The organism is Paraburkholderia aspalathi, from assembly GCF_905220735.1.
Lineage (GTDB): Bacteria > Pseudomonadota > Gammaproteobacteria > Burkholderiales > Burkholderiaceae > Paraburkholderia > Paraburkholderia aspalathi.
The window spans coordinates 876,240-889,527 of sequence record NZ_CAJNBA010000002.1 but is presented as its reverse complement, the minus strand read 5'-3'; the positions used below and the strand labels follow the sequence as shown (position 1 = coordinate 889,527).

The 13,288-nt window shown below is 61.5% G+C and carries 13 protein-coding genes; 4 read left to right on the top strand and 9 right to left on the bottom strand.

Annotated features, from left to right (window positions below; translation table 11 throughout):
• Nucleotides 1-66: 66 nt before the first annotated feature.
• The 3 genes from KHO30_RS14740 to KHO30_RS14730 form a co-directional block, all read right to left on the bottom strand.
• Nucleotides 67-813 (bottom strand): glucose 1-dehydrogenase, encoded by a 747-nt coding sequence (locus KHO30_RS14740; RefSeq protein ID WP_211701389.1) that lies wholly within the window; start codon nucleotides 811-813, stop codon nucleotides 67-69.
• Nucleotides 814-1,066: 253 nt separating this feature from the next.
• The gene (locus tag KHO30_RS14735) at nucleotides 1,067-2,089 is read right to left on the bottom strand and encodes a histone deacetylase family protein (protein ID WP_211701388.1); all 1,023 of its coding nucleotides are present in this window, start codon (nucleotides 2,087-2,089) and stop codon (nucleotides 1,067-1,069) included.
• Nucleotides 2,090-2,168: 79 nt separating this feature from the next.
• On the bottom strand, nucleotides 2,169-3,479 hold the full coding sequence (locus KHO30_RS14730; RefSeq protein ID WP_211701387.1) for an MFS transporter: 1,311 nt from the start codon (nucleotides 3,477-3,479) through the stop codon (nucleotides 2,169-2,171).
• Nucleotides 3,480-3,618: 139 nt separating this feature from the next.
• On the opposite strand from KHO30_RS14730, the gene KHO30_RS14725 reads away from it, so the two are divergent.
• On the top strand, nucleotides 3,619-4,578 hold the full coding sequence (locus KHO30_RS14725; RefSeq protein ID WP_200651728.1) for a LysR family transcriptional regulator: 960 nt from the start codon (nucleotides 3,619-3,621) through the stop codon (nucleotides 4,576-4,578).
• 153 nt (nucleotides 4,579-4,731) lie between these two features.
• Here KHO30_RS14725 and KHO30_RS14720 read toward each other — a convergent pair whose 3' ends face one another.
• Nucleotides 4,732-5,481 carry a sulfite exporter TauE/SafE family protein gene (locus KHO30_RS14720; protein WP_211701386.1) on the bottom strand — a complete coding sequence of 250 codons (750 nt, stop codon included), beginning with the start codon at nucleotides 5,479-5,481 and terminating at the stop codon, nucleotides 4,732-4,734.
• A gap of 155 nt (nucleotides 5,482-5,636) precedes the next feature.
• Between KHO30_RS14720 and KHO30_RS14715 the strand changes: the two genes are divergently transcribed.
• Both KHO30_RS14715 and KHO30_RS14710 read left to right on the top strand, forming a co-directional pair.
• The gene (locus tag KHO30_RS14715; protein WP_211701385.1) at nucleotides 5,637-6,527 is read left to right on the top strand and encodes a LysR family transcriptional regulator; all 891 of its coding nucleotides are present in this window, start codon (nucleotides 5,637-5,639) and stop codon (nucleotides 6,525-6,527) included.
• Nucleotides 6,528-6,694: 167 nt separating this feature from the next.
• Nucleotides 6,695-7,672 (top strand): PDR/VanB family oxidoreductase, encoded by a 978-nt coding sequence (locus KHO30_RS14710; protein WP_211701384.1) that lies wholly within the window; start codon nucleotides 6,695-6,697, stop codon nucleotides 7,670-7,672.
• A gap of 54 nt (nucleotides 7,673-7,726) precedes the next feature.
• On the opposite strand, the gene catC is transcribed toward KHO30_RS14710, so the two are convergent.
• The 3 genes from catC to catB2 all read right to left on the bottom strand — a co-directional run bounded on the left by catC (nucleotide 7,727) and on the right by catB2 (nucleotide 10,276).
• Nucleotides 7,727-8,017 carry a muconolactone Delta-isomerase gene (catC, locus tag KHO30_RS14705; protein ID WP_211701383.1) on the bottom strand — a complete coding sequence of 97 codons (291 nt, stop codon included), beginning with the start codon at nucleotides 8,015-8,017 and terminating at the stop codon, nucleotides 7,727-7,729.
• Nucleotides 8,018-8,162: 145 nt separating this feature from the next.
• Entirely contained in the window at nucleotides 8,163-9,071 is a 909-nt protein-coding gene (gene catA, locus KHO30_RS14700; RefSeq protein ID WP_175052487.1) for a catechol 1,2-dioxygenase, read from the bottom strand.
• A gap of 47 nt (nucleotides 9,072-9,118) precedes the next feature.
• The gene (catB2, locus tag KHO30_RS14695; RefSeq protein WP_211701382.1) at nucleotides 9,119-10,276 is read right to left on the bottom strand and encodes a muconate cycloisomerase CatB2; all 1,158 of its coding nucleotides are present in this window, start codon (nucleotides 10,274-10,276) and stop codon (nucleotides 9,119-9,121) included.
• Between the two features lie 102 nt (nucleotides 10,277-10,378).
• Between catB2 and KHO30_RS14690 the strand changes: the two genes are divergently transcribed.
• Nucleotides 10,379-11,266: a LysR family transcriptional regulator gene (locus KHO30_RS14690; RefSeq protein WP_093642783.1), complete on the top strand. Its 888-nt coding sequence runs from the start codon at nucleotides 10,379-10,381 to the stop codon at nucleotides 11,264-11,266.
• A gap of 54 nt (nucleotides 11,267-11,320) precedes the next feature.
• Here KHO30_RS14690 and KHO30_RS14685 read toward each other — a convergent pair whose 3' ends face one another.
• Together KHO30_RS14685 and KHO30_RS14680 are read right to left on the bottom strand one after the other, a co-directional pair.
• On the bottom strand, nucleotides 11,321-12,013 hold the full coding sequence (locus tag KHO30_RS14685) for a CBS domain-containing protein (protein WP_211701381.1): 693 nt from the start codon (nucleotides 12,011-12,013) through the stop codon (nucleotides 11,321-11,323).
• A 428-nt stretch (nucleotides 12,014-12,441) separates the two neighbouring features.
• Complete coding sequence (locus tag KHO30_RS14680) at nucleotides 12,442-13,284, bottom strand: SDR family oxidoreductase (protein WP_211701380.1); 843 nt, start codon at nucleotides 13,282-13,284, stop codon at nucleotides 12,442-12,444.
• Between the last annotated feature and the right edge of the window lie 4 nt (nucleotides 13,285-13,288).

The following is a 13,288-nucleotide window of genomic DNA, read 5'->3' as shown; positions in this document are numbered from 1 at the left end:
CGCGTATCGTGGCAATGCATGGCATTGCCACACGAACCCATCACAACGCGCTGCCAGCCAAACCTGTTACCGCATACCGCCGCTAGCAATCAGGCTTTCGCCGGTCATCCAGCGCGAGTCATCGGACGCAAGGAACACGGTGACGTCGGCGATATCGTCAGGCTGACCAATACGGCCAAGCGGTGTTGTGCTGAGCGCCCAGGTCTCGAAGTCCGAGCCGATGAAGCCGGCGGTATGCGTGCCTTCCGTTTCCACCATGCCGGGATTCACGGAGTTGACGCGAATCTTGCGCGGGCCGAGTTCACGTGCGAGCACGCCGGTGATGGCGTCCACCGCGCCCTTGGTGGCGGTATAGACCGAGCTGCCCGGCGGCGTGATGCGGCTGACAACCGAGCTGACGTTCACAATGCTGCCGCCTTCGCCCAGATGCTTCACCGCCGCTTGCGTGACCAGGAGCAGACCCAGCACGTTCACGTCGAAGTGCCTATGGAAGTGCGCTTCGGTGATGTCTTCGATCGGCGCCATCTCATACACGCCGGAATTATTGACGAGAATGTCGAGGCGGCCATACGTTTCGACTGCCGAATCGATGATGCCTTTCGCGTCCGCGGCCTTGGACACATCGCCGCCAACGGCCACTGCCTTGCCGCCCGCCGCGGTGATTGCGGCAACCACATCGTCCGCGCCGGCCTTACTGGACGCATAGTTCACCACCACCGACGCGCCTTGCGCAGCGAGTGCCTTGGCAATCCCGGCGCCGATGCCTTTCGATGCGCCCGTTACAACCGCAACCTTACCTGTGAGTTTGCTCATGATCGTTTCCTTTGGATGGAGTTCGCGCCGGCGTCGCTGTCGCGAAGATTCGCGGGCTGACGCCGATGAAGCGAGACATGCAGTGGCGCTGTCACTGGACACAATGTAGGCACACTGGCCGCATGGATAAAGCGGCTGGAAACGAATAGATACGTCGGATGAGCCGAACAATCGGAAAGACGTTGGGGGCGGAACGCGTGGGGGAAGGTCAAACAAAGGCGCGGCGAGCGCCGGCGCGCCCCCCCGCCTGACTTCATCGCTTCGACGCAAACCCGCCGAAGAACGACTGCGCGTTCACATCGAGCGTTTCGATGTGATACCCGCCTTCCTGCACGATCAACGTGGGCAGTTTCAGCGCACCGATTTGGCCACCGAGTTGGCCGAAGCCTTCGGTCGTCACCGCCACCATCGATTGCGGGTCTTCCTTGTAGATGTCGAAGCCCAGTGCAACGACCAGCACATCCGGTTGAAAGCGCGCGAGAACACGGAGTGCCGCGTCGAGTTGCTCGAAGAACACAGCTTCCGACGAACCATGTGGCATCGGCAGATTGACGTTATAGCCCTCACCTTTCTCCGCGCCGCGTTCGTCTTCGAAACCGGCTACCACGGGATAGAAATTCGTCGGATCGCCATGGATCGACACGTACAACACGTCGTCACGGCCGTAGAAAATCTCCTGAATGCCCTGGCCATGGTGCATGTCAGTATCGAGAATCGCGACGCGCCCGTACTTTTGCCGCAGCGCCTGCGCTGCAACCGCTGCATTGTTCAGATAGCAGAAACCGCCCGCCGCTTCGGCCCGCGCGTGATGACCCGGCGGGCGGCATAACGCGTACGCTTCACCCGCACCGTCGAGAAGCGCCTGCGCGCCGGCCAGCGCGCTCTGCGCCGACCAGTAAGCGGATTCGTAGGTATCCGCGCCAACCGGACAACTGCCGTCGGCGAGATAGCGTGCCGCTTGCGCCAGCACGCCGCGCAGCGGATTGTTCTCGCGGATATACACGTTCGACATCACTTCGTCGCCCCACTCCGCGGGAATCTTTTTCCATTCGCGGTGCGCTTCTTCCAGGAAGCGCAGATAGTTCATGCCATGCACCGCGGCGAGCGGCGCGGCGCCGAAATCCGCCGGTTCCTGCACGTCGAAACCGAGCTTCTTCACGGCCTCGACGAGTCGCAACGCACGTTCGGGCACTTCCTGCGGCGTGCGCATCTGGCCACGCGACAGATAGCTGCGCGGATGATGCTTCAACTGCGCCGGATGAAAAAACGTCTGCATAGTCCAGTTCCTTTGCTTCAGGCGTAGGCCGGTGCGGCCATCATCGCACGCGCCGGCAACGTCTTTGATTTCATTTGATTCAGCGTGCCGGCAGTGCTTCGGGTGCGTCGGCACGACGGTGTTTCAGCGCATCCAGTGCGACGATGCACGACAACGAGATGCCTGCGAGGCACGTGTAAAACACGGCAAGCGGCCACCATTGCCCGGTGAATTTGTGCGCGAGCCATGTCCCCGCCAGCGGCGTCAAACCACCTGCAATCGCACCGCACACCTGGTACGACAGCGAGATCGCCGAATAACGCACCCGCACCGGGAATACACCGCTGACAAAGCCCGCGATCACCGAATAGAAACTCGCCATGCACACCACGGCAAGCGCGATGCCGACAATCATCGACAGCCGGCTGCCGCTCTGCACGAGCGTGAACATCGGATACGGCGAGAGCATCGCGGCGAACGCGGCCAGCTTGAGGAAGCGCGCACCACCGATCTTTTCAGCGAGCCATGCGGCGAGCGGTTGCGACAGAAACTGGATGATTGCGACCGCGAACAGGCAATCGAGAATCAACGATTTCGACACGCCGATGTTTTGCGTGGTGTACGAAATCATGAAAGTGTTGGTGAAGTACACGCCCGCAATGCCGATCGTGTTCGCGCCGATGCACAGTGCAACCAGCGCGCCGGAAGAACGGAACACTTCGGCAATCGGCAACTCGACCGTACGCTTCGCTTCTTTCTCGCGCTGGAATTCCGGCGACTCGTTCACACCGAGGCGAATGAAAATGCCGACCACGAGCAACACCGCGCTCGCCAGAAACGGCAGACGCCAGCCATACGCGATGAAATCGTCGTGCGACATCGACGTGACCGCGCGAAATGCGATCAGCGAAAGAATCAGCCCGGCGGGGCTGCCCAGTTGCGCGAACGAAGCAAAGAACGTGCGCCGCCCTTTCGGCGCATGTTCGCCGGCCATCAGCACGGCGCCGCCCCACTCGCCACCCACCGCCACGCCTTGCACCACGCGCAGCAACACCAGCAGCACAGGCGCGAGCACGCCGACCTTCGTATAAGCCGGCAGCAAGCCGACGCACACGGTGGCGACACCCATCATCATCAGCGTGGTCATCAGCGCCTTTTTTCGGCCGATACGATCGCCCAGATGACCGAAGATCACGCCGCCCAACGGCCGCGCGAAGAAGCCGACCGCGAAGGTCGCGAACGACGCCATCGTGCTGACAAACGGATCATGCGAGGGGAAGTACAACTCGCCGAACACCAGCGCGGCGGCCGTGGCGTAGATGTAGAAGTCATACCACTCGATCATCGTGCCGATGAAAGCGGCGCTGGCCGCTCGCACGGGCTGACGGGTGGCTTGGGGTGAAGCGTTCATGGCGGCTCCTCTGTCGCGATGCCTGATATCAGGCCATCTTGTGAGGTGTTTTATCGCCAGCCATAAAATATTAGTCAAATTTCGGTTTATTATCCCGGCTATAAATCTGGCTAATGTCGAAGGTGATTCCATGACTCAGTTGCGCGCGGACGTCACGCGTTTTTTGAATGACCGGCTCGACTGGAACCTGTTGCGCACCTTCCTCGTGATCATGCAGGAGCGCAGCGTCAGCCGTGCCGCGGCCCGTTTGCATCTGACGCAACCTGCAGTTAGCCAGGCGCTTAAACGGCTCGAAGACACGCTGGGGCGCAATCTGATCCAGCGTCGCGGCCCGCACTTCGAACCGACTCGCGCCGGCGAGGAGGTGTATCGCATCGCCAGCGATATTTACGGCCATATGTCGCGGCTGGAAACCGAACTCGACGACCGCAGCGACGACATCACCGGGTCGATCCGGCTTCTATCGGTGAGCCGGATCGACTCCGGCGTCTATGACGAATTCCTCGCGGAATTCCACAAGAGCTATCCGCGCGTGGATTTGCAGATCGAAGTGATGCGCTCGTCGGACATCATCTCGTCGTTGCTGCAAAAAACGGCCACGGCCGGGCTCGGCTTGTGCCGCACGCCCGTCGATAAACTCGAACAGCGCTGCTTTCTGCGGCAACGGTATGCGCTTTTCTGCGGACGGCATCATCGGCTGTTCGGGCGGCATGCATTGTCGATCGATCAATTGCTGGCGGAAAACTTCGTATCGTTCACCAGCGACCAGATTGGCGACAGCTTGTCGCCGCTCACCGTGTTTCGCGATCAGCGCGGCTTTACCGGGCGCATCGTGGCGGCCTCGCCGAGCCTTGATGAAGTGCGGCGGCTGATCTTCGCGGGCTATGGCATCGGCTGTCTGCCCGAGCACATCGTGCGCGACGATCTCGCACAGCAACGCTTGTGGCGTCTGCCACCCGAAGAGGGTCTGGTCGACGTCGATATCGATCTGCTGTGGCTGCGCGCACGCAAGATGAACGCCGCGGAGCAGGCGTTTCTCGATGGCATGGAACGCACGATGCAACGCTACGCGCTACCTGAACGGCTTGCGCCGCGCTAACCGAAGATGAACCTGACGGCTCACCGATTTCCGCATTTGCGGATGAACGCGATCTGCACTGCCACACTTGCCAGTACAGCCAACGCGCCTAACGTATCCAGAATAGTCGACCACACAATCCAGCCCTCCTGCTTCACGCTTCCCACTTCCTGATCAAACGAATACGCGCGCCAGTAACTGAATACCCAAGCCGAGCAGACAAATGAAAAACCAGCGGCGGAAGGTCGCCGGACTAATGTGGCCGCGCACCCGCTGGCCGATCCACATGCCGAGCAAGGCAGGTGCTACGGCGCAAAGCGACGTGCCGAGGTCGTCGACCGCAAATGCATGCTCCCTTGTCAGTCCGATCGCGAGCGCGATGGTGGAAACGGTGAACGACAGGCCGAGCGCCTGGACCAGATCCTCTTTTTTTAACGTTAAGCCCTGAAGATAAGGCACCGCCGGCACGACGAACACGCCGGTCCCTCCGGTGATCGCGCCGGTGACCACGCCGACCGCCGGCGACAGCCAGCGCTCGTGGCGTGCCGGCACCGAGAAGCGCCACGCCATCAGCCCGGCCGCGGCATAGAGCGTCAACGCGGCGCCCAAGCCGGCCACGGCCCATTCGCCACCGCCGCCGGCAATGAACGATGCAGCCGCGAGCGTGCCCGCGACGATGCCCACCATCATCGGCCACAAACGTCTGAGCAATTCCCGCACGCTGGGCCCCGCGAACAACTGCCAGACGTTCGTGACGAACGACGGCAGCAACAGCATCGCGGCCGCCTGCGCCGGCAGCATCAGCGTGCCGAGCACGCCCATCGCGACGGTCGGCAGACCCATGCCGGTCACGCCCTTGACGAAGCCGGCGAGCACGAAGGTCGCGGCAATCACGCTTGCATGCAGCGCAAAAGAAGAGGTCATGGGGATGAGGTTCTGGATGTCATGTCCGCGATTTTCGATTGCCGCAGCGCGCTCCACAATGCGTAAGATACGTACTGTGACTTAGGCTAGGGCTAAGGCTGAAATCGCACCCGCAACTGCAGCCGCGGTTAAGACACCAACTCAAATCCGACCCCATGCGCTTCGACCTGATCGATCTCCGCCTTTTCCTGAACATTCTCGACACCGGCAGCATCACGCACGGCGCGGCGCGCGCGAACATGTCGCTGCCGTCGGCCAGCGCGCGTTTGCGCGGCATGGAAGACGCGTTGGGCGTGCCCTTGCTGGAGCGGGGCCGACGCGGCGTGGAGTCCACCGCAACGGGCGATACGCTAGCGCATCATGCGCGACTCGTGCTCAGCCAGATCGACCTGATGCAAGGCGAGCTCGGCGAACTTCAGGCCGGCAGCAAAGCCCTCATCCGCTTGTGGACCAATACCGCCGCGATCACCGAGTTTTTGCCTGCCCCGGTTGGGCTCTTTTTGCGCGATCACCCCAACGTGCAGATCGATCTGAAGGAACGGCAAAGCAGCGAAACCGTGAAAGCGGTGCTGACCGGCGCGGCGGAGATCGGCATCATCTCGGATGCCGTCGAACACGGCGCGTTGCAAACGGTGCCCTTCGCCGTCGACAAACTCGTGCTGGTTACCAGCCGCGACGACCCGCTGGGCGCGCGTCGCCGCGTGATGCTTGCGGAAGTGGCCGACCGTGAATTCATCGGCTTGAGTACGGGCAGCGCGTTGCACGCCTATCTCGGCGAACGCGCCCTGCTATCCGGACAGCCTCTCAGCGTCCGCGCGCATATGCGAACCTTCGATAGCATCTGCTGCATGGTCGAACAGGGCGCGGGCATCGCCATCGTGCCGGCCACCGCCGCGAAACGCTATCGCGGCACGCCGGGCATTCGCACGATCGAACTGACGGACAGTTGGGCCACCCGTCAGTTGCTGATCTGCATGCGCGACCTGAATGCGCTGAAACGGCCGGAAAAGGCGCTGGTCCGGCATCTGGCGGGTGTCGAAGCATGACGAGGATGCATGGCCGACACGATATTATCAACACAGCTTATTTCATAACCGATTTTTAATCGATTTGCCTGATTGTCGTTGGCTTCTTATCCTTGACGCACAACCGGCCGCTGCGCATTGCATGCGGCGTCCGCTCTGCCCCTCTCTGTCCTTTGGCCAGCAAGATCATGGAAAGAACCACCTTCAGCGTACGCGTCGACAGCGTGCGTGACGAAGCGCACGGCGTGCGCTCGTTCAGTGTCTCGCGTCTGGACGGACAACCGTTCGACCGCTACGAACCCGGCGCCCATATCGACGTCACCGTGCCCTCAGGCATCACGCGGCAATATTCCCTGTGCGGCGACCCGGATCATCGTGAAGCGCACCTGTTTGCCGTCAAACGTGAAGACGCGTCGCGCGGCGGTTCGCGCTCGCTGCATGACGACGTGACGGTCGGTTGCGAATTGACGATCGGTGCGCCACGCAATCTGTTCCAGCTTGCGTCCGGTGCGAGCGAGCACATTCTGATAGCTGCAGGCATTGGCGTCACGCCGCTACTGAGCATGGCCTATCGCCTGCTCAAGCAGAACGAGCGCTTCGTGTTGCATTATTTCGCGCGCAGCGCGGAGCATGCGGCGTTCTTGCCATTACTCTCACGCGCACCGTTCAGTGATTTCGTACGGCCTCACTTCGGCGTCGAACCAGAACAGCTCGATGCGGTGCTGGCCGACTGCGTGGCAAGCGCGGGCGAAGGTTCGCACATTTATACCTGCGGCCCGGGCCCCTTCATGGAGCGCGTGGTGGCGATCGGTGAAACGCGCGTGGCTTCGGAGGCGATTCACCTTGAACGCTTCGCCGCCGAGCCCGCTTCTGCGGCTAGCAGCGAAGCGAACGCGCTCGATGCATTCGATGTGCAGATCGCCAGCAGCGGGGCTACGATTCATGTCGATAAAAATACGACCATCGTCGCGGCGCTGGCGTCGATCGGTATCGAAGTCGATACCTCATGCGGCGAAGGCGTATGCGGGACCTGCATGGTCGATGTGGTGAGCGGCACGCCCGAGCATCGCGACCATTGCCTGAGCAAAGCTGAAAGGGCTAGCGGCAAAGTGATCTGCTGCTGCGTCTCGCGCGCCACGTCACCGCTGCTGGTGCTCGATCTTTAAGACTCTTTGATGCAAACCAGGTGCTGCATTCGCAGCACCTTCTTCCTTCTGCCCTTACCGGTCGTCGTCGCGAATCGACGATGCATGCCGGCACAGTGCGCGCACTTCGATATTCATATACGGGAACAACGGTAACTGGCTCAGCACGTCATGCAGTTGCGCGGGGCTTTCCACATCGAACACGCTGATGTTGGCGTAGCGCCCGGCGATGCGCCACAAGTGCCGCCATACGCCTTCTTCCTGCAGCTTCTGCGACATGGCTTTCTCATCGGCTTTCAAGCGCGCGGCGCGCTCGGCGTCCATATCGAGCGGCAGGTTGACGGTCATTTCAACGTGAAACAGCATGCTGGCTCTCCTTCTCTGATCGGTAATGAAAAACCCCGACTACACGGAATACTCGGCCGCGCAGCCAGGGTCGATTGATTCATGCGGTACGTGTATGCGTTTTCAGTCATCGGCGCGTTAGAGCGCCACAGCCGCAGTTGCAGCCTCAGGCTTCGGCGCGCAGCCGGTCAATTTCAGCGCCTGGCAGGTTGTCGCGCTCCTTGAACAGCGTGAAGTCGAAGTCGATCAGCGCAAACTGGCCTTCCACGCCATAAGGCTTGCCTTCCGCGCCCTCAGCCTGCTTGACCGCCGGCACGAGGCCGTCGCGCGTGGCGAACGCAAAGTCGTCCCACAGATACGGATCGCCGTCGATGTTGATCTGCGTGGTCAGCTTGCGGCAGCCCGGCGCCGACACGAAGAAGTGGATATGCGCCGGACGATGCCCATGACGGCCCAGCTGATCGAGCAACAACTGCGTCTGCCCTTGCGGCGGCACCGAGTAACCGACCGGCACCACACTGCGGAAGCTATATTTGCCTTCGGCATCCGTACGAATCGAGCGGCGCAGATTGAACGCCGGCTGCGACTTGTCGAAGTACGAGTAGTTGCCGAGATGATTCGCGTGCCACACTTCAACCAGCGCGTTGGCGAGCGGCTTGCCGTCTTCGGCAAACACGCGGCCACGCATCACCAGCGTCTGACCTGGATCGGTGCCGTCATCGAGCCGTGCATGGCCGTCGGACACCGGTGCGCCCGCCACATACAGCGGTCCTTCGATAGTGCGCGGCGTGCCGCCTTCAATACCGGCCTTGGCTTCCGCTTCGTCCATACGCAGATCTAGAAAATGCTCGAAGCCGAGGCCCGCGGCCAGCAGACCGAGCTCGCCGCTCTTGCCTGCGTCGCCGAGATAATTCAGCGCGGTCCAGAACTCGGCCGGCTGCACGTCGAGATCTTCGATCGTATAGAACAGATCCTGAATGATGCGTTGGACGATCTGCTTTGTGCGCGGATTGCCTTCGCTGGTGGCGCTGTCGTTGAATTTCTGCAGCAGTGCGTCGATAGCTTGCTTGTTCATGGGGTATCTCCTTCGTTTAATGTTCTCGGCGGTTAGCGGATGAACCGTCAGTTCGTGGTAACGCTTGCGCCTTTGCGCGTATCGCGCCGGAGGCGGTCGATCTTGTCCCAGTCGAGCGTGATGCCGAGACCGGGTCCTTGTGGAAGATGCAACGCAAAGTTTTCGTAGCGCAGCGGCTCGGTGAGAATCTCTTCGGTCAGCAGCAGCGGCCCGAAGAGTTCAGTGCCCCACTTCAGCTCGGCGAAGGTGCTGAAGAGTTGCGCCGAGGCGATCGTGCCCACCGCGCCTTCGAGCATCGTGCCGCCGTACAGGTCGATGTTCGCGGCGAGCGCAATCGCCGCCACCTGCGCGGCGCCAGTCAGGCCGCCCGATTGCGCGATCTTGATAGCGAATACGTCGGCCGCACGCACACTGGCGATGGCGAATGCGTCCGCCGGGCCGTGCAATGCCTCGTCCGCCATGATCGGCACCTGAGCGAGATCCGTCAGGCGTTTGAGGCCCGCACGGTTCTCCGCGGCAATCGGTTGCTCGATCAGCGCAACGCCTGCATCGGCGAAGCGCTTGCCGGCCCAGATCGCCTCGGATTCGGTCCATGCCTGGTTCACATCGACACGCACTTCACCGCGGCCTTCCAGTGCTTTCTGAATTGCCACGACGTGCGCGACGTCATCGGCCAACGCACGCGCGCCGATCTTCAGCTTGAACACGCGATGCCGCTTCGTTTCGAAAACGCGCTCGGCTTCGTCGATATCGCGGGTGGTATCGCCGCTTGCGAGGGTCCACGCCACATCCACCGCATCGCATACACGGCCGCCGAACAGCTCCGACAGCGGCACGCCGAGACGCTGCGCCTGGGCATCGAACAAAGCGGTTTCAACCGCGGATTTCGCAAAGCGGTTGCCCTGAAACAGCGTGCGCAGCTTCGCCATCGCTGCGCCCGGACGGGTTGCGTCCATGCCTTTGAGCAGCGGCGCGAAGTACGTATCGATGTTGACCTTGATGCTTTCCGGGCTTTCCTCGCCGTATGCGAGACCGCCAATGGTCGTGCCCTCGCCCACGCCGACCACGCCGTCGGCGCAGCGGATGCGCACCAGCACGAGCGTCTGGCAATTCATCGTTGCAACCGAAAGCCGGTGCGGACGAATCGTCGGTACGTCGACGAGAATCGTCTCCACGCTCTCGATCTTCACGGGTGTTGCTATCATTCGGTGCTCTCCTGAACTGCTTTCATGAGAGCCCCATAGTAGAAACAACCCGCGAAGCAGTCCAACACCGATTCCGACTACTTCCATACCTTAGGGGTATGCATGGAACTTCGCCAACTCCGCTATTTCATCGCGGTCGCCGAAGAAATGAACATCACGCGGGCTGCCAATCGCCTGCATATGACGCAGCCGCCGCTTAGCCGCCAGATCCAGCAGATCGAGGAAAGCGTCGGCCTCGCGCTATTCGAGCGCGGCTCGCGGCCGCTGCGGCTGACCGAAGCAGGCCGCATTTTCTATGCGCAGGCCAAGCGTCTGGTCGACGATGCCGACGAACTCGCCCCGCTCACGCGACGCCTCGCGCAACTGGCCGAGCGCATCGTGATCGGCTTCGTGCCGTCCACGCTCTATGGCGCGCTGCCCGCGGTGATCCGCGCATTTCGCGAGGCGGCGCCGCATATCGAGTTGTCGTTGATCGAAATGTTCACGATCGAGCAACTCGGTGCCCTCAAAGGCGGCCGTATCGACGTGGGTTTCGGCCGCTTGCGCTTCGACGATGCGCAACTGGCGCGTGAAGTGCTCGTCGAAGAACGGATGATTGCCGCATTGCCGCAAAATCACCCGCTCGCGCGGCAGAAGAAGGCGCTGACGCTTGCCGCGCTTGCTGAGGAAACGCTGATCGTCTATCCGAGCACACCACGGCCGAGCTATGCGGACCAGCAGCTATCGGCAATGCACGACCATGCGTTGGAGCCGAAAGCGGTTCATGAAGTAAGGGAGTTGCAAACCGCACTGGGGCTGGTTGCGGCGCAGGTTGGCGTGTGTCTCGTGCCAGAAAGCGTCGAAGGTTTGCGCGCACATGGCGTGGTGTACCGGCCGGTTCCGGCGGCCAATATCTCGTCGCCGATCATCATGAGCCGACGATTGCAGGATGAGTCGCCGACAACCACGTTGCTCTGTTCGCTGGCGCGGGAGTTGTTCAAGCGGGGTTGAAGGCGCGGAAGGACGCTTGAAGCGGGCTCCAAGCGCCTCTTGATCGGTGCTGCGCTATAGCGACGGCATCACGCTCGGAAACACCAGGTGACTCTCTACGCGCTTGACGCCGGGCACGCCCTCGGCCGCGATCCGGATCGCGCGCTTTTCCTCCTCGGACTCGATCACGCCCCACAGATGCGCGACGCCGTCCGTGACGAGCACGCCTTGTTTCGGCAACCCCCAGCGCTGCCCGTGCATTTCCATGACTATTGCCTCGCGCAGGCTCGCATCGTCGTGCGAAGCCGAGTCCACGGCCGGTGCGACGCTCGCGAGTGCGCGAATCAGGTTCGAGCGGCTCACGATTCCGACCAGCTTGCCGTCCTTCAGTACCGGCACGCGTTTGAGATGCCGGCGCTCCATGAGGTCCGCGATCTGCTGGAACGGCATGTCCTCGGGAATCGAAATCACCCGGTCGCACATCACGTCGCCGACGACATGTCCGTGCTCCTTCACATACCTCGCAGCCTCCCCGCGGGGCGACGACGACAGGAGTTCAAGCCACCACGAGCGCTTTCCGTGGCAGGTGCCAGTCTCCACGCGATGCAGCAGATCGCCCTGGCTGACGATGCCGACGACCTGTCCGTTCGCGTCGACGACCGGCATGCCGCTGATACGATTATCGACGAACAGTCGTGCCGCGTCGTGGATTGTCATGTCCGGTGTGGCTGTGACGACGGACGGCGTCATGATGTCGAGTGCGCGCATGGTCGCTCCCTCAGCGTGTCGCGACGGGTCCCCATCTGTTGCACTCGTCGCACGATTTCGGCAGACGCACCGGCGGCGGGCCGCGCGGTGCTGAGGCGCCTGAATCCAGTGCTTAACAAACGGCCGCTCGCGCCAGTGTCGCGCATGCGGCGATGACTGCACGCTGTTCGGACTCTCGCGGTTCTGGTGGATAAAAAGACGGAAGGCCACCAACACGGCCGTCTATTCGGGAATGAAAGGCAATATCGTCGGTGACTCGATCGAGGTAACACAGTCGAGACAACGATCATAGGCTGCATCTAGAGAGATATCCGACAAAAGCGAGGCGAATTCTGACTGCGGTTCCGTAGAAAACCCAGCCGTTGCTTCTTGGAGTGTCCTATTAAATCGACTTGCGGGCGTCGCCACTTGTCCGGCGGCGCCCGTCTTTATTCAGCGGCGTATGAAAGGGACGAAGACAACTCGCGGTGGGCATTCGCCTGAGCGAGCAAGGTGTTCGCTTTGGATTCAAAAGCCTCAACTGCATCCGCGCCAGCGGCGAAGCGAGCGGGCGGCTCTTCCTGTGCCGTCAACTCCACTAGCGCGGCGGCAAGTTTGGCCGGATCGCCACCCTGCTTGCCGTTCATGCCTTTCCATGCAGTCATGGTCTCCTGAGTGCGGGACGCATAGTCATCAATGGAGAGTTCGGCGTAGGTCGTTGAGTCTGCGCTGAGAAGATCTGTTCGGAAAAAACCTGGTTCTACCAGCATGGTGCGAATGCCAAAGGGAGCAATTTCCTGGGCAAGCGACTCCATCCATCCTTCGACGCCAAACTTTGCAGCGGCATATGCACTGCAAAACACACCAGCAGTAATGCCAGCCGTCGATGAGATTGTGACTAACAGGCCCGAGCGCTGCTTGCGCATTACCGGCAATACAGCCCGGGCAACATTCATCGGGCCGAACAGAAGCGTTTCGAGCTGGCTACGCACCTGGGCGGGGCTAAGCTCCTCGAAGAAGCCCCCATAGAAGTTGCCCGCGTTGTTGACCAGCACGTCAATGCGACCAAAGCTTTGGACGGTAGTTTCGACGGCGGCCTCGGCATCCGTGGGGCTGGTCACGTCCAACTGAACGACCAGAAGATTGTCGTGATCGCCGATGGCGTTCCTGACCTTTTCAGGATCGCGGCCGGTCGCCACAACATCGTGGCCAGCCGCCAAGGCTGCCTTGGCGATATCCACGCCCATGCCGCGGCCGGCGCCGGTAATCAGCCACACTTTCTTGCTGTTCATCAGT